We start from the raw sequence: 17,549 nt of genomic DNA on the forward strand, positions 1-17,549 counted from the left end.
GCCTATTAATGAATGACAATTGGAAGGAGAATGCACATGGCGAAACTGGCCGATTCAGTTCAAGTAAACGCAATTCCATCGGCAAGGAAACGAGCACTCCGCAGAACTAACGTAATTGGGTGGCTGTTTGCTTCACCTTGGGCTATAGGGCTGCTATGCTTTTATGCAATTCCGATGCTAATGTCCATCTACTTCAGCTTCACGACTTACAGCATTCTGCAGCCTGGTGAATTTGTCGGAATGAATAATTATAGAGATCTTTTCCATGATCCTTTGTTTTGGAAATCCATATACAACACGATTTATTTTACCGTATTTTTTGTTCCATTAAGTATATTTATTGGTGTGGCACTCGCTATGATGCTGAATATGAAGGTCAAAGGGATGGCTGTATTCAGAACGATCTTTTTCCTACCTACTCTGGTGCCACAAGTGGCTTTGGCTGTTCTGTGGATGTGGCTGTTACATCCAAACTTCGGATTGGTAAATGGGATGTTAGCGCATTTCGGTATCGATGGGCCTCCTTGGCTTGGTGGTGAAGCTTGGTCCAAGCCTTCACTCATCTTGATGTCGCTTTGGGGTATTGGGCAAGCCGTCGTCATCTACCTTGCTGGATTAGGAGACATCCCTGATGAGTACTATGAAGCGGCGCAAATCGATGGAGCTAACTGGTTTCAGAAAACGAGAAAGGTAACCCTGCCTTTGCTCACTCCCGTTATTTTCTACAACCTTGTCATGGGAATGATCGGTGCATTCCAACAGTTTACTCTTCCCTATACGTTGACCAAAGGGCAAGGAACTCCTGCAAATTCCATGACTTTTTACGTCATGTATTTATATGAGAACGGATTCAGGTATTTCAAAATGGGTTATGCCTCCGCAATGGCTTGGATCTTATTTATTATAGTTATGGCATTAACCGGTATTATTTTTATTACTTCTAAACGCTGGGTTCATTATCAAGGGAAATAAGGAGGAGGAAGTAAGGGATGAATCCTATCGCTATCAAAAGAATCAATCGTGCGTTAGCCTATTTATGTCTAATTGTTGCTTCTGCATTTTTCATTATTCCGTTCATTTGGCTGCTTTCGACTTCTCTTAAACCACTCACACAAATCTTTACATTCCCACCAGAGTGGATCCCGCATCCAATTCTGTGGAGTAATTATTCCCGTGCCGTTGAGTATATCCCTTTCTGGACATATCTGAAAAACACGGCGATTATAACCATCGTTAGTACGCTTGGTGTGATCATATCCTGTCCCTTGGTTGCATATAGTTTTGCCAAGTTAGAGTACCGTGGGAGAGGTATACTTTTCTTTGTTACCCTCGCTGTTATGATGATTCCCGGACAGGTGACGATGATTCCTCTATTCCTGTTGTTTACTAAATTAGGTTGGGTAGGAACATCTCTTCCACTGATTGTACCCCAATTTTTTGGAGTGCCCATTTACATTTTTCTATTGCGGCAGTTTTTCATGGGACTGCCTGATGCCCTGCGCGAAGCGGCCCGCTTAGACGGCGCTAGTGAGTTCCGAATATATTTACAGATCATGTTTCCACTAGCCAAATCCGCCGTTTTGGCCGTAGCATTGTTTCAATTTATGGGGAGCTGGACTGATTTCATGGGCCCCTTGCTCTATTTAACCAATGAACCATCTTACACGGTTTCGCTCGGATTGCAGCAATTTCAGAGTCAAAAGGGATCTGAATGGGGTCTATTAATGGCCGTATCCACCTTGATGACATTACCTATTATTGTTTTGTTCTTTTTTCTTCAAAAGACGTTTATTAGCGGCATTACATTTAGCGGTATAAAAGGTTGAACATCATTTGTATGAATTAAGCTCCACTGATGCGGAACCCCAGGGATGTTAGGACGGACCAAGGCAGAGATGGGATGCTGAATTTGATTAAATGTAAGGGTGTGGAGCGTAAGCGGCGTGGGAACATACAGCATTTCCGGAAATACGATTACGGTCAAATTTGCGGACGGCAAAACTGAGCGGTTCGTATTCTTCATCCATCCGGGAAAAGGTGGAAAGCCGAATTCGCAGTATATCCAAATCGACGACCGCAATTTTTATGTAGATAACGATCGATAGGTCTGTTGGAAAAAAGTTAATAAGCAAAAAGGCAGCGATGTGTAAAGCAGAAGCTGCCTTTTTGCGTACCAATGCATTCTACATAATCATGAGGCTCCCAGGCAGATGGAACGGTAGTTTGTGGATTTGATACAATTGTAAACTAATTACGAAAAATAGGTTTTCAATAATGTGACTCAAACTCAAGGAGAATTCCAATCTGACACTTGCTTTACTAAGTGTTATTTAATTAAACCAAGAGGTAGAATTACAAACAATAGTAAGGAGATTCAGGAGTTCCTTGGCTACTCAAGCCTGAAGACAACCGAGATTTACACACATGTCGGCCTTAAAATGGTGGAACATGCCTGCAGGCGGTCAAATTGCAATGGCGAACAACCCCGCACTGACTAACCGCATCGCGGCTGCCACTTCGTCGCCTTAAGTCGGTGGGACGTCGTGAATGCGGGTGCGTTATAAGAAATCCTTAACAGGGGATGAATATTGGTACGAGTCGATTTTTGACTCAGCATCTTAGTGGACCAGCCTGAGTATGCAAAAAAATTCATAGTTGGCAAAGGAACTTACTTGGTTACTTATCATAACGAGGGTTATACTAATATTAATGAAGCCTATCTTAGGCTACTGCGTTATGCGAGCATCATAGCTTGGTTTTAACAGGCTATTTCTACGAGGATCTCCTTCTGGATGAATTATCTATTAAAGATGAAGACTACGTACAGATTGAAGAATAGGAGCTGCTTGATTTGAAGATTAGATTCTATACAAGAATTAGATAACAAACATTTAAAAGCACTGATATCCTGAAACAATATATTCAAGCATCGGGCACACGCACTCGGTCCAGCATGGAAGGATTTCAGGGAAGCAGAAGCAGCCGGACACACCTGGCATTCGCCAGGCGTCGTGAATACGGATCGTTATCTGAAAGACATGTGAAACTTAAAAAACATAGAAAAGGAAGATCATATGAAACGAATAGACGTTGCGTATTCTTTGATTATAGATAAAGACAAAACAAAAATCCTCATGGTGAAGAATCATAAAAACGGTACTTGGTCACTACCAGGCGGAGGCGTTGAAGAAAACGAGACCTTAGATGCGGCTGCCATCCGCGAAGCAAAAGAAGAAACAGGATATGATATTAAAGTTCATGGTGTAGTGGCTATCAATGAAGCAATATTAACAAAACATGATGAACACGTAGTGTTTATTACTTTTAGAGCTGAAATAATAGGCGGACAACAAGAGATAACTAGACCAACCGAAATTAGTCATGTTGAATGGGTAGATATTGATAGAGCAGATGAATTTATGCCTTATTATCAAGAAGGATTAAAAAATATTGCAAAAAACGAGTTTGAAGTCAAGTATTTTAATGAAGGAAAAGTTTAAAGGAATTGTAAGTAAATCGAGGAGGACATGTCCTTCAGATAACACCATTTTCCGCATAGAGCTATTCGGCTCTCGGTCCGGAAAGAGGGATTTCGGGGGAATGGGACCAACCGGACAACCCAGAACTGGCTAAGTCCGTCGGACCCGGGGCATTCGCCACTGGTTGTCAAAAGTTCAGGCATAGACGAATATACAGTTAACACATGACCCGACCTTAGATAAGTGCTATCTAAGGTCGGGTCGCCTCGTGTATGCAATAAATTTCATAGTTGGCAAATGCCTTACTTGGTTGTTTCTCATAACGAGGGTTATACTAATACTAATGAAGCCTATCTTAGGCTGCTGCGTTATGCGAGCAGCTTGAATCGAACAAAAAAGTGGTGGTTGAATTGGGGTAACCGTTAAAGATTTACTGCAGCTGCCTTCATTTAGAGGAGCTCAGGTGGTCACTGGAACAAGCAGGCTTCATCAGACCGTGTCCTCCTTATCTGTTTTAGAGGTGGCGGATGTCAATTTCTTCTCGCAAATTATTCAAACCGTTCAAGAAGAGTGGTATGCCGAAGAGCTGGTCATTAGCTCTTTTTATTCCATTAAGGACAGCGTGGAACAGCAATGCAAAACGGTTCAATATTTGCATGACCTTGGTGAAGTGGGATTGATTTTGTACTATGTTGGCATTATCATGCCAGATATAGCCGATGAAGTGCTCGAGCTGGCCGAATCTCTGAATTTTATTATCATTTGCATGCCGAGAAACGATTACTCGCTTAGGTATAATGAAGTCATTTATGAAGTCATGGAGGCAATCGTAAGCAATCAGAATGTGAATGAGCATTTCGTGAATGAATCACTGGAAAAGGTCTCGCTGCTGCCGGAACATTTGCGGAGTGTGGAAATTACCCTTAAACTGCTGTCGGACCGGATGAAAGCGAACATCGTTCTGACAAACAGCAACCTGGATATCATCAATCGTGTCATGTGGCCGCGCAATTCATCGCTCGATGTTGCGAATCTAATCCGGTCCATGGCGCCTTCCATTTTGAACGGCAGAATGGGAGAAGGAGAGCTGGATTCGTCCTGCTTTGTTGAATACAAACGTGTTCATCAAAAAAACGGGGAGATCCTCTACCTGTTTCTCATTAAAGAGAATACGAAGCTGCCTCCGAAGACGATGGACCAAATCAGCGAGGTGGTGCAGGTGGCCATCAATTTGTGGGGAGATAAGCATAACGAGGTCAGCGAATACGCTTTGGTTAAAGCCATCGTGAATGATGAAAGCGAAAAAATGCGCAGATTGGCCAGTTTGCTCTATATTGACGTTTCCGCCATCCAAATGATGTGGCTCGTTTACATTCGGGATTTGTCGGAGGAAAGAAGGATAAGGGAAGACTTAAAAGCGCATCTCTCGCAATATTATAAAACTGCGGTCATTCAAACGATCGATCACTGCGTTGTCGTGTTGCTAGGGAATTGTTCCTATAAATACAATGAGTTTGAAATCGCAGCGGAATATATCGAAACCACGAGTCTCATCACTGAAATATCAAGCATTGTATATTCTCCGAGAATGCGGAACACACAGGACGTACGCCGAATGTACCAGCTCGTCAACGGAGTCTCTAAAGAGGTTCACCGCATCTATCATAACCGCAAACTATTCACCGCTGCTGAAGTCCGATCCATGAAACGGGCCATAGACCTCAGCAAACAAGGGGAAGAGATCACTGAAGAATGCTTGTCTATCATGGAGCCAATTATGGACGACGCAGAAGCATTGAAAACCCTGATGACTTTTCTTCTGGATGCGAAGGGGAATATGGATGACTGCAGCAAGCTGTTGTTCGTCCACAAAAATACGGTGAAATATCGCATTAAAAAAATTTGCGAGCTCATAGGATATGATGTGACCATCAATTCGGAATCGTACGATGTATATACCGCCTGCATGGTCTACCGTCTCATCCATAACTAAAAAGTTCCGATGTTTTGTCCAATAAGACAAAAACATCGGATTTTTTTTTGTTTTCTGAAAAAGACGCTGACCTACTTCATCTTTTACAATAAGAAAACAATATTCGAACGAACAGGATTGGGGGGATCATATGAAAGCCGTTAAAGAGCATCAATCCTGGTTCAGTCTCGGGATCATCTGGGCTGGCGCGGTCATCAGCATCCCGAGTTTGTTGGTAGGAAATGCGCTTATTGCAGGCATGGGACTAACGAAGGCATTGCTTGTCACGTTAGCAGGTTACTCCATTATTGTGCTGCTCATGATTTTGCAGGGTATTCAAAGCACGGATTTAGGAAGGCCGACGGTTCAGGTTGCAGGTCAGGTGTTTGGCAAAAAAGGGTCTCGGGCGATTCTTTCGATCATCCTTGCCATTGCGTGCCTTGGATGGTTCGGAATTCAGGCGAATGTGTGCGGAGCGGCCTTGGCCAATTTGTTAGCCGTAGGTGGAATGAGTGTCCCGGTTCCGCTGGCTTCTCTTATCTGCGGTCTTGTGATGGTGGTATCGGCGATCTATGGCGTTAAAGTGCTGCGCGTCATCAGCTATATTGCCGTCCCTTTATTGGTGGGAATCAGCATATTTGGTCTTATCAAAGCTTTGACCGGTGACTCCCTGCAGATCATTCAGCATTATAAGCCTGAGGGTGCTATGAATTTTACGGACGGGCTGGCGATAACGCTGGGTTCATTTGCCCTGGGTGCAGTCATCGCAGGAGATTATTCGCAATTTTCAAGAAAACGATCCGATGTCCTAAAAGCCGCTCTATTCGGGATTGTTCCGGCAGGCTTGCTGATGATCGGTGCAGGATCTGTCCTGACGATTGCTTACCAAGCCAGCGATATTACAGCAACCTTTTTGAGCATCACGACTCCGTTTGTTGGCGGCGTGGTTTTGATCCTGGCTACGTGGAAGACGAACCTCGTGAACGCTATTTCAGGCGGTTTTGCTCTCATTAACGTGTTCAACGTATCGAAGGAAAAAGAGAAATGGGCCGTCGGCATCGCGGGAACCATTGGGACCGTATTGGCCGTCGTCGGTATACTGAACTATTTTACGCCGATTATGTCTATCTTGTCGGCCATGATTCCGCCGGTTGCAGGCGTGATGATCGCATCTTACTGGATGCTTGGCAAAGGGGATAGGAGCCGCTGGCATGAGGTCGAAGGCGTGAATGCACTGGGCGTCGTTTCCTGGCTATTAGGCGCTGTTATTGCTAGTACCCCTGTTGTGTTATCCCTGTTCCCAAGCCTGCCGCAGGTACCGAATCAGCCGTTAATCGGGATTGTCATTTCTTTCGTAATGTATTATGCAGGATATCGTTTATCGGCTCGGAAAACAGTCATATTGGAGGAATAGTGAATGAGATATTTAGATAAAGCAGCTGTTGAAAACATCGCCGTCGGCGCAGCATTCTTAGGAACCGGCGGAGGCGGAGACCCTTACATCGGAAAATTGATGGCTCTCTCGGCCATTGAGAAGTTTGGACCTGTAAAACTGTTCTCAGTCGATGAGATTCAGGATGAGGACTTTTTCATTCCGGCCGCGATGATGGGGGCGCCTTCCGTATTAGTGGAGAAATTCCCTAAAGGGGACGAGTTTGTTAAGGTTTTTCAAAAATTAGCGAACTACTTGGGAAAAGATCAGATCGCCGGCACGTTTCCGATGGAAGCGGGAGGCGTCAATTCCATGATTCCCATCGTCGTTGCGGCGCAACTGGGCTTGCCTCTGATCGACTGTGACGGTATGGGGCGGGCGTTCCCGGAGCTTCAAATGGTGACGTTTAACCTGGACGGCATTCCGGCGACACCGATGGCGATTTCGGATGAAAAAGGGAACATCGGCATCTTTGAGACCATTGATAATAAATGGACGGAACGGCTCGCCAGAGTGGCCACGGTTGAAATGGGCGCCAGTGCTTTAGTAAGCCTGTACCCGGCAACGGGTGCTCAAATAAAGCAAAGCGGCGTTCATCATATTGTGACCCTCTCCGAACAGATTGGAGACATCATTACATCGAAGAATCGGGACGCGGGCGATAAGCTTCAAGAACTGTTAAAACTTGTGTCAGGCTATGAACTTTTCCAAGGTAAAATCGTGGATGTCATCCGGGAAACCAAGGGAGGATTTAACCTCGGCCAAATGCATCTCGAAGGAATCGAGGCGTTTAAAGGCGGAGAGATGAAGGTGCATTTTCAAAATGAAAACCTGATCGCTGAAAAGAATGGTCAAGTGGTAGCGATGACCCCCGATTTGATCTGTCTGGTTGATTACGAAACCTTGTCGCCTGTAACCACAGAGAGCCTGAAATATGGTAAACGCGTACGGGTTGTTGGACTCCCCGCTCATGAAAAGTGGAGAACGGAAAAGGGAGTCCAGACTGTAGGACCAAGATACTTCGGATATGATTACGATTATGTTGCTATTGAGGAACTGGTGAAAAAGGCGGTGGCTGAGAATGTATAGAATCGGGATCGATGTAGGCGGCACCAATACAGATGCCATCATATTGGATGAGAATCATCATTTGATTCATGCGGTTAAATCCCCAACAAGTCTGGATATTAAAACGGGGATTGAAACCTCGCTCCGGAATTTGCTGCAGGGATCGAATATGGATAAAACCCAAATCACGCATGCCATGTTAGGTACAACACAGTGCACAAATGCGATTGTTGAGCGTAAAAAGCTGGCCCAAGTCGGCGTCATTCGTCTGGGTTACCCGGCAACGGCTTCCGTTGCTCCGTACACGTCCTGGCCTCAGGATATGGTTCAGAAGCTGTCGGGTAAATATGCTCTCGTTCATGGCGGATATGAATATGACGGCCAAGTGCTTGGAGAAGTCGATGAAGCTGAAATTACAGCCCTTTTAGAGGAATGGGGGAGCAGTGTCGAGTCCATCGCAGTCATTGGTGTGTTTTCATCCATTAAAAATGATCAGGAGCTCCAGGTTCGCGATCTCATCCATCAAGTATATGGACCGGGATTCCCTGTTTCCTGCTCTTCCCTGATTGGTTCGGTCGGTTTGATCGAGAGGGAAAATGCGACCATACTCAACGCAGCTTTATGCAAGGTGATTGAAACGACAACCCAAGGATTTGTGCAGGCGCTAGAAGAAGAAGGCATCACAGACGCAGCGGTGTTTTTATGCCAGAATGACGGTACCCTAATGTCGATAGATTACGCTAAGCAATTTCCGATCCTAACCATTGCATGTGGGCCGACGAACAGCATACGCGGTGCCTCTTATTTGGCGAAGATCAAAGATACGATGGTTCTCGACGTGGGAGGGACGACATCGGACATCGGGGTTTTGCAGGACGGCTTTCCGAGAGAATCCTCGGTTGCGGTCGAGGTTGGCGATATCCGCACGAATTTCCGCATGCCGGATATTATCTCTGTCGGGTTGGGCGGCGGAAGCATCGTGCGCTCGGAGAACGGCAAGATTACGGTTGGCCCTGACAGCGTAGGATACAAGATCGGACAGGAAGCGCTGGTCTTTGGCGGTCATACGCTGACTACAACAGACATTGCCGTTCGGCTGGGTCTCGCGGATCTCGGGGATAAGAGCTTGGTAGCGCATCTGGATGAAGACTTCGCTAAAAATGTCCAAGCTGAAATTGCAACCATCATTGAGCAGGCCATTGATAAAATGAAGACATCGTCGGGAGACGTTGAGCTTGTTTTGGTAGGCGGCGGCAGTGTCGTTATACCGGACACGATTCGCGGGGTATCCCATATGATTAAGCCTGAGAACGGGGGCGTAGCCAACGCCATTGGCGCATGTATAGCTCAAATCAGCGGACAATATGAACAAATTTATATCTATTCTACAGAGCCCCGTGAGGATTCATTAAGAGATGCACAAGAAAAAGCGGTGAAGCAGGCGGTGCTGGCTGGCGCTGACCCGGCTACGGTGGAGCTCGTGGAAGTGGAAGAAACCCCGCTGGCTTATCATCCGGGAAATGCAACGAGACTGAGAGTGAAAGTCGTAGGAAACATGAAGTAGAAGAGAGGCTTCACATGAGTTTATACAACTTGTGTGAGGCTTTTTTTTGTTAAGAGATCAGAAAGTATAAGTTTCAGAGCTTCTGCTTCCTGATCTCGCAAGAAAAACTTCCGCTAAACGCGGTCTGTCTTCTTTGAAGGTACGTCGATAGACGTTTTTCTTATCTATAAGGTGCAATGTGATGAGTGGAAAAGAGATTTCACTTTTAATTGAACAATATTAACTTGGAAGATAATATAGTTATGATAAATGTGTATTAAGTTAACCGTAAGAACCCTAAATGAGACGGTAATCCAGTGCAGGGATTTCCAGAAAGCGGCTACTGATGGTTGAGCTTAACCTTAGAAGGGATGGAAATGAAGTGGTCGTGTACTGGCTAAGTTTATTGTTATTCACCTCACTCGGAAGTTTTATTTTGTGGATTTTCCTCTATAAAATTGTATGGAGAACTTGGAAAACTCGAAAAATAAATCAACGAAAAAAGAGTATGAAAAAGGTTATCAAACGGACGTTTTTCGGCAATGTGAAACATGGTCTCGGAATTGGATGTTCTTATGTTTTCATGTTAGTTTTATTTATTGGCATACCTATTTTCTGTTTCTATGTTGCAGTTCCCACTTGGTTAGACCTACCCGCTGTGCTTACAGGTAACTATGCCGAAGTGACAGGTCATTTAACGAACAATGTCACTGTTGAAATGACAGGTAAGTCATGGGGTTACCCATACTATGCTTATATTGATGGAGAATTCTATTATTCTCTAATACCGCTTGATTCTTTTGAGGATCTAACAATTACTGTGAATTATCTACCTCACACGAAAGTAATTCTGGACATACCGTAACTACTCTAAATGAACTACCGTTTTATCCAAAAGGTCCTGTTTTCCGTATCGATTAAGAAACAATAACTAGTACAATCCAAATTTCAGGATATTCCGAACATGAAAGCCTACTATAGTGCGTCAGCATCCCCTTTATGGGTGGGATGAGAGTGAGATCGGATACGGATGACGGATGGCGACTGTAAAATATGAGGTTGGATGCAATAGAACAGTTTTAAACAAGTCAGCATTATGTGAAGAATTTTTTGATTTTTATATTGCTAAGACCGCTTACCTAAAAAGTTTGTAAGGCAGAAAACAATTACGGAAGGACTATGAAGCTTATATGGTCGGTAAAGATGCGTTTGTTAAAGAACTGGAAGGAATAGCACTGGATTGCTGTAAGAATAACTAGGAGGATCAAAAATGGAAATAGAAAAAATGCCAAAAGTCGGAGTAGGGGCAGTTATACTAGACGAGAATAGCCGTATTATACTTGTGTTGCGTAAAAAATCACCTGCAGCTGGATACTGGAGTTTGCCTGGGGAAAAGTTGAATATATGGAAACAGTAGAATATGCTGTGATCCGTGAGATTAAAGAAGAACTTGGGATTGACATTGAGATTGAACGACTATTATGTGTTACAAATCATATTGTTCATTCGGAAAATGTTCATTGGGTCGCTCCTACTTTCGTAGCTCACATTATTAATGGTAGCGTACAGAATAGAGAGCCTCATGCTTTACAGGAAGTGCAATGGTTTCCTATTGATGACATACCAGATAATATTACAATTACAACGGAGTACGCTCTTGAACAGTTGAAATGATAAAAGGAATTATATGCTTTTAAATAGTCCAATGCGAAAAGTTCTATATTCACGGGAGATCTGTCTCAACATCCGTAATATCAAAAGATAAATGTTTTGAGATAAACGGCTACAATAAAAAGCTTCGGAGACCGGAGACCTGCAGGTGTCACAAATGTGATCTGCGGGTCTTTTTTGTAGGAATGAGTTGCTTGAGGGGCGGGTATGTTGTTTTAATTGGCTTACTTACTCACATGATTATATCAATTAATGCAACAGTACGCCGAAATTTATATAAGAGATATGGATAGTTAACCTGCAACGACCGTAAGATCGCCTTTACGATCTTATCGGACATGCGGTAAACCGGTCCAATGTGGCGAAAAAGGTGAGCATTCACGTGGTGAGATATTCTTTAACGATGCATTTGCTGGAAGGAGGTACGGATCTAAGGTATATACAAAAGTTACTCGGGTACCAACGCAGCCGAACAACAGGGTGTTATACTTATGGTCTATGAAGGACGCTAGGCGGATTATAGCCCGCTGGAGTATTGAAATCGGGGTATTATGGAAGGAGAGTTCGTTAATATCCTGACGAAAGGAGTGTTTACGAAGTACGGGAATACACGTAATATGGTAGTATTCATGGAGTTCGTAGATAAGACGTTATACGAAACCCCTAAAAAAACAAAACAAAACGATACAACACATTTGAAAATTGAGGGATGAGATTAATGGACGAGAAACAAGAAAAGCTTCTTCGAAAGATCTGGATTGGTATTCTTTTATCTCCTTTTATCGTTGGATTGATTGTGTCTATAAACGTAGTGGATATTACTATATCAAATGATTGGATCGGATTCTACGGCACCATTATTGGTGGATTAATAACCTATTTTAGTATTTACATGAGTATGAAAGGTGTTAGAGGCCAATTAACGGCCCAAAAGGAAGCTAATGACCTTACAAGGTATCAACTTAATAATGAGAAAATTAAGATAGAAGAAGAGCGAAGATTGAGCGTTAGGCCTTACATAAATGAAATTTCTGGGGATTCTAAGGGGGCAATTAGGTACTTAGCTGTTATGTTTGATGACCATCGATTAGAAGAGCACACTTATCAAGATGATATAATATTAAACATTAAAAATATTGGTCTAGGACCAATCATATCCTTAAAAGTTATAGGTTTGAAAAGTTTTCAAGCTGAATTGTTGACGCCATTCCATGAAGAAACTAAGTCTTTAGAAAAAGATGGAATAATGGTAATAACCATTAGCTATATGCATAGTCAATCATTTTTGAGTAACAATCAGCAAGTCATATTAGAATATTACGATATTTTAGATAACTTATATACTCAATCCATTACATTTACTGTCCTGAAAAAGGAGGGGAGATTAGAAAAAACAATAATAAACAATATTTCAAAACAAGAACTAATTACCAGTGAGAAGAAGATTGATCTAATACAACAAAACTCGGCCTTCGTATAACATAATATTCACGCTGCGGGCATACACCCTTGGTCCTGTATCGCAGGACACTCAGCATATGCTGAGTCGTGAATACAGGTACGTTATATGAAACCCCTTAAACCCAAAAAAGGACATGAAAATATTGAAGAACAATTAAAACCTAATAGGGCAGAACTTGAATTCTTAAATCTAGCGTACAACAGTTTTTATGATATCTTTGATGAAATATTTGAAGATGCATTTTGGGAGAAAGATGCTTATTATCGTTTTTCAAAAGTCAAAGATGGATTTACAATCTACGCTGAATTATTAAATTATGAACCAATTAAATGGGTAATTGGAGAGATAAAAAAACGAAGACCTCCTATGGAAGCTGAGATTGGTAGTGAGCTATTTAAGTTTGTAAGAAATCTTTTTGCTCATTTTCCTTTCTACAAAAATTGGGATGAAGTATGGGTAAGTAAGACACTATGTAATTGGGTTAAAGAAGGACAATCAATTGATCGTTTTCTTAAGAGATATTCTGGTCGTACTGAAGTGAAGTATAGATTCTGGGAAGCAGAAAAAAAGAAGATGACATATTTAAGCATTAGGTTCCCGGATCAGTATACAGAGAATTCAAAGATTTATTTGAAAGATATTTTAACCGAAATGGAAGGTGTCAAATTCTCATTTAAATTAATGAAGCAAATAATAGATACACAAGTGATTAAGGAATGAAATGTAGTTTATTCAAGGAAGAAGGGGATTCGTATAACAATGCATTCACGCTTCTGGGCCTGCGGCCCCTCGGTCCGCCAGATGGAGCTCGGGGAAGCGGGATCAGGCGGACACACCTGCGAGGCTAAGTCCTGTCGGACCCGGTCGCTGTGCGACCTTAAGCCTCTCGGCGTCGTGAATACGGGAACGTTATAGGAAATCAGCCAGAACACTTTTAAGTAAAGGGAACGGAGAAATTAAATATGACAAATATTACTTTGCATGTGAACAATATCTCACGTAAGAAAAGAGAATTAGCAAAATTACAGTCGGATAGAGTGAATGAATTAAAGAAAATGAACAATCAATCTAAAAAAACAATTTCTTTAAAACAAATTATGACACGTACAAAATCTTCATTAACATTAAAATCCAAGGCAGCAGAATTAGGGCGTGCAGAGAAAGCATTAGCTGGATTTGAAAAGAAGATAGTAGAACTGGATAGTAAGATTGCAAAAAAGTCTAAGGAAATCGCGGATGAGGAAAGCAAGCTCAGCAAAACAAGAGAACGTGAGGAAAAATCGAAAATGAAGGAGGCAGAAAAGCAAATGAAACGTATAGATCAAACCTTGGTAACACATAATGATTTGCATATCCAGACTCAGGAAGCTATCACACAATTGCAAGATATCCCAGAGAGAATAACCGTGCTTTTCATGGCTTCAAATCCAATTGATGAAGGGCAATTAAGATTAGGTGAGGAGGCTAGAGAAATTAATGAAATGATAAGGAAATCAGATTATAGAGATTCTGTATCTTTTGTGACCAAATGGGCAGTCAGGACACAAGACGTTTTACAATCTATAAATGAAGAACGACCTACAGTCATACACTTCAGTGGGCATGGTTCAGATAATGATGAGATTGTTTTTCAAGATCCGCAAGGTCGAGCTAAACTTGTTTCGAAAGAAGCGATTGTTCAAGTAATGATGAGTTTATCTGATACTATACGACTAGTATTTTTTAATACTTGTTTTTCATTCGGGCAAGCTAAAGCAGTAGTAGAACATGTTGATGCAGCTATAGGTATGAATACTTCAATCGGTGACGATGCAGCAAGAATTTTTGCCGCACAGTTTTACTCTGCAATTGGCTTTGGGAAGTCATTGAAAGTGGCATTTCAACAAGCAAAAGCCATGCTCATGTTAGAGGGAATTGATGAAAAAGATACTCCTGAGCTTTATGTCAGAGAAGGATTGAATCCGAATGAAATAATTATTGTAAAGCCGTAGTATTTTGAAAATTAGATTCTATACAAGAATTAGAGTACAAACATTTAAAAGCGCTGACATCCTATAACAATATATTCACGCATCGGGCATACCCCTGGGTCCGGCATGGAAGGATTTCAGGGAAGCAGAAGCAGCCGGACACACCTGGCATTCGCCAGGCGTCGTGAATACGGGAACGTTATTTGCAATTGGGGCAAATACTATTTTGAAGGGTGATCGATGATGAGTAAGTACACACAACCAAACTTCAATAAATGTGCGGTTATTACAATTGATACTCAGAATGATTTTAGCCTACCAGGAGCTGTTGCTGAAATAACCGGAACATTAAACGTAATACCTCAAATGAAGCTAATACTGGATGCTTGTAGAAATCGACAAATCCCAATTTTGCATGTGATTCGGATATATAAGGAAGATGGATCGAATGTAGATGTCTGCCGAAGAGAACTGATAGAAACAGGTGTTCAGATTGTAACACCAGGATCGGTTGGAGCAGACTTAGTCGAAACAATTAAGCCGAAGAATGCAGAAAAGCTTAACTATGAAGGACTGATTGAAGGCTCTATACAAATTATTGGAGATAATGAATGGGTCATGTATAAACCAAGATGGGGTGCATTCTATCAAACCCAGTTAGAAGAGTTTTTGAGGAATAAGAATATCGACACTCTGATTTTTATCGGATGTAATTTTCCGAATTGCCCAAGAACAAGTATATATCAAGCAAGTGAAAGAGACTTCAAGGTGGTCATGGTCGAGGATGCAATATCAGGAGTTTATGATAAGGGAATTCATGAGATCCAGAGTATTGGGGTTAAAGTATTTAGAACAGAGGAACTCATAACACAACTAGCAAGCAAATTCGAGGAAGGCCCCAACAGCATATAACAACATATTCACGCTTCGGCAGACAAGTTGCCTCGGTCCGGCACGAAGTAAGAAGAGAATACGAAGAGGCATTTCAGTAGCGAGGAAGTATAATCAGCCGGACACATCCGCACCGACTAAGCGCATCGCGCCCGGCGACATCGTCGCCTTAAGTCGGTGGGACGTCGTGAACACAAGAACGTTATAAGAAATTGGCGTAAGAGCGAAATATATGAAGGCTTAATACATCGATGTAGTGAAAAAGCTATGCTGGAGCATCCTTGTATATTGGGGTATAATAAAGAATGATTAAATAAAAGGGGGTACAGTTGATGAGTGTCCCGAATGATGAATTGGAAAACATATTAGGTAATTTAAACGAGAAAAATAAGGTTGTCGCAAAGAGCTTTTTATCATGGTTACTTGAAAAACAGATTGATGAAGACGATGACAGTTTGACACCTGAAGATATTCAGGCCATAGAACAAGGACGCATTGAATTTCAAAATGGTCAGACTAAATCCTTGGAGGACCTAAAACGTGAACTTGAAATATAAAGTCACATTTTCAAGTGAAGCTGAAAAGAACCTGAGGAAAATAGATCGAGTTACCGCAAGAAGAATCTTTATATCCCTTGAAGAGTTATCTAATGACCCATTTAACAATCCGAATACAAGGAAAATGAAAGGTAAAGAAGGGATAATCTATAGATTACGGGTCGGAAATTATCGAATAATCTATGAGGTTCTTAATCATGAATTGATCATTTTTGTAGTTCGTATAGGACCTCGAGGAGACATATATAAATGACATCAGAGCCCTAGCAATAAAGTTGGGGCTCTTTTTATTTGAAAAGATTATGTGAGATGTTCAAGAAGCCGCCAACATCTTATAACATAACATTTCTGCTTCGTCGCTGATGCTCCTTGGTCGCCCAGAAGTAAGCCAGAGAAGTAGAATCTGGCGACACATCCAATCGGCTAAGTCTGACGACCCGGCACTTTGTGCCTTAAGCCGCTTGGACGTCAGAAATGCGGGAACGTTATAGGAAATCAGCGCAATGGAAATTAAGACTATCATATACTCTCAATTAACATTGAAAGAAGGGAAGAGAAATTAATATTGATTATATCATTCTGCACGGGTCACCTGGGAATGGAAAAACTACCCTATCAAAGAAGCTACATGAACATTTTCAGTCGCCATATTTTGAATTTGGTTGGATCCCAGAGTTTCGTAAGCTTGCACCATCAGTTAATATTTCTCAACGACAAGAAGAGCAACTATCTCTCGAGAATCTCATTCTGGTAACAAAGAATTATAATCGGCATGGATTTAAGAATATAATCATTACAGATTTGGATGACGTAAGATTGTTGGATATTCCGAAAGTTTTTCAAGGGTCTTGTTATGTTATTCTGACTCTGTATTGTGATAACGATGAAGTTATTAAACAGAGAATACTTAATAGAGATAATGGAAATCTACATTGTGATTGGGATACGTCTATCAAGACAAATGCATTAATAAGATCAAGAAAAAAGCTTCCGAATGAGTATAGAATATTAAACACAAGCGATGACGTAGATACTACGTTCAAAGAAATTCTGGACATTTTGGAAAACCACATACCAACAATATCAAAAGATATTGGATTAAGTAGAAGTGATTTTTACAGCTATATTAAGGATTAAGATTAGAGTATTGTGACAGCATCTCGAAGAAGGCGCTGACATCCTATAACAGAGCATTCAACGCGGTGGGCAAGCAGTGGAGTAAATCCGAGAAGTGAGCCCTTGGTCTGCCCGAAGGATTTCGAAGAAGTAAACCAGAGCAGACAAACCTGCGAGGCTAAGTCCTGACGGACCGGGCAGATCGGTCGCTTCCGCTTGACCTACTTGGCAACTTAAGCCTCTCGGCTTCGTGAATGCAAGAACGTTATAGGAAATCAGCGCAAGAAATTAATTGATAATTAACCTAAAGGGCAGTTATGCTTAGTGGAAATGAGCAAAAGCAGCCTATCCTCTGACGAGGAATGAGCTGCTTTTTACTTTTCTATCT

The 17,549-nt window shown here is 42.0% G+C and carries 16 protein-coding genes and 1 pseudogene; all 17 read left to right on the forward strand.

What is annotated here, in order from left to right:
• Window positions 1–36: 36 nt before the first annotated feature.
• The 17 genes and pseudogenes from ABEW73_RS32985 (at window position 37) to ABEW73_RS33065 (ending at window position 16,298) form a co-directional block, all read left to right on the forward strand.
• Window positions 37–972: a carbohydrate ABC transporter permease gene (locus tag ABEW73_RS32985; protein ID WP_430171363.1), complete on the forward strand. Its 936-nt coding sequence runs from the start codon at window positions 37–39 to the stop codon at window positions 970–972.
• Window positions 973–989: 17 nt separating this feature from the next.
• Entirely contained in the window at window positions 990–1,826 is an 837-nt protein-coding gene (locus ABEW73_RS32990; protein WP_430171361.1) for a carbohydrate ABC transporter permease, read from the forward strand.
• A 117-nt stretch (window positions 1,827–1,943) separates the two neighbouring features.
• The gene (locus ABEW73_RS32995; RefSeq protein ID WP_430171359.1) at window positions 1,944–2,105 is read left to right on the forward strand and encodes a hypothetical protein; all 162 of its coding nucleotides are present in this window, start codon (window positions 1,944–1,946) and stop codon (window positions 2,103–2,105) included.
• 969 nt (window positions 2,106–3,074) lie between these two features.
• Window positions 3,075–3,500 carry an NUDIX hydrolase gene (locus tag ABEW73_RS33000; protein ID WP_430171357.1) on the forward strand — a complete coding sequence of 142 codons (426 nt, stop codon included), beginning with the start codon at window positions 3,075–3,077 and terminating at the stop codon, window positions 3,498–3,500.
• Window positions 3,501–3,942: 442 nt separating this feature from the next.
• Window positions 3,943–5,472 carry a PucR family transcriptional regulator gene (locus ABEW73_RS33005; RefSeq protein WP_430171355.1) on the forward strand — a complete coding sequence of 510 codons (1,530 nt, stop codon included), beginning with the start codon at window positions 3,943–3,945 and terminating at the stop codon, window positions 5,470–5,472.
• Window positions 5,473–5,602: 130 nt separating this feature from the next.
• The gene (locus ABEW73_RS33010) at window positions 5,603–6,865 is read left to right on the forward strand and encodes a cytosine permease (RefSeq protein WP_430171353.1); all 1,263 of its coding nucleotides are present in this window, start codon (window positions 5,603–5,605) and stop codon (window positions 6,863–6,865) included.
• Window positions 6,866–6,868: 3 nt separating this feature from the next.
• Complete coding sequence (locus ABEW73_RS33015; protein ID WP_430171352.1) at window positions 6,869–7,972, forward strand: DUF917 domain-containing protein; 1,104 nt, start codon at window positions 6,869–6,871, stop codon at window positions 7,970–7,972.
• Window positions 7,965–9,515 (forward strand): hydantoinase/oxoprolinase family protein, encoded by a 1,551-nt coding sequence (locus ABEW73_RS33020; protein ID WP_430171350.1) that lies wholly within the window; start codon window positions 7,965–7,967, stop codon window positions 9,513–9,515. Before ABEW73_RS33015 ends, ABEW73_RS33020 begins: the two co-directional genes overlap by 8 nt.
• Before the next feature lie 325 nt (window positions 9,516–9,840).
• A complete protein-coding gene (locus ABEW73_RS33025) occupies window positions 9,841–10,359 on the forward strand; it encodes a hypothetical protein (protein ID WP_430171348.1) in 519 nt (172 codons plus the stop codon).
• A 420-nt stretch (window positions 10,360–10,779) separates the two neighbouring features.
• Window positions 10,780–11,168: pseudogene (locus ABEW73_RS33030) on the forward strand (NUDIX domain-containing protein).
• A 328-nt stretch (window positions 11,169–11,496) separates the two neighbouring features.
• Entirely contained in the window at window positions 11,497–11,667 is a 171-nt protein-coding gene (locus ABEW73_RS33035; protein ID WP_430171409.1) for a tyrosine-type recombinase/integrase, read from the forward strand.
• Between the two features lie 216 nt (window positions 11,668–11,883).
• Window positions 11,884–12,645: a hypothetical protein gene (locus tag ABEW73_RS33040; RefSeq protein ID WP_430171346.1), complete on the forward strand. Its 762-nt coding sequence runs from the start codon at window positions 11,884–11,886 to the stop codon at window positions 12,643–12,645.
• An 87-nt stretch (window positions 12,646–12,732) separates the two neighbouring features.
• Window positions 12,733–13,347 carry a hypothetical protein gene (locus tag ABEW73_RS33045; protein WP_430171344.1) on the forward strand — a complete coding sequence of 205 codons (615 nt, stop codon included), beginning with the start codon at window positions 12,733–12,735 and terminating at the stop codon, window positions 13,345–13,347.
• A gap of 242 nt (window positions 13,348–13,589) precedes the next feature.
• Complete coding sequence (locus ABEW73_RS33050) at window positions 13,590–14,618, forward strand: CHAT domain-containing protein (protein WP_430171342.1); 1,029 nt, start codon at window positions 13,590–13,592, stop codon at window positions 14,616–14,618.
• 222 nt (window positions 14,619–14,840) lie between these two features.
• Complete coding sequence (locus ABEW73_RS33055) at window positions 14,841–15,509, forward strand: cysteine hydrolase family protein (RefSeq protein WP_244878904.1); 669 nt, start codon at window positions 14,841–14,843, stop codon at window positions 15,507–15,509.
• 311 nt (window positions 15,510–15,820) lie between these two features.
• Window positions 15,821–16,045 (forward strand): hypothetical protein, encoded by a 225-nt coding sequence (locus tag ABEW73_RS33060; RefSeq protein ID WP_430171340.1) that lies wholly within the window; start codon window positions 15,821–15,823, stop codon window positions 16,043–16,045.
• Window positions 16,029–16,298, forward strand: a complete 270-nt coding sequence (locus ABEW73_RS33065) for a type II toxin-antitoxin system RelE family toxin (RefSeq protein ID WP_430171338.1) — start codon at window positions 16,029–16,031, stop codon at window positions 16,296–16,298. The genes ABEW73_RS33060 and ABEW73_RS33065 overlap by 17 nt, the downstream gene beginning before the upstream one ends.
• Window positions 16,299–17,549: the final 1,251 nt, after the last annotated feature.

This window comes from Paenibacillus lautus, from assembly GCF_050482385.1.
Lineage (GTDB): Bacteria > Bacillota > Bacilli > Paenibacillales > Paenibacillaceae > Paenibacillus_AQ > Paenibacillus_AQ lautus_B.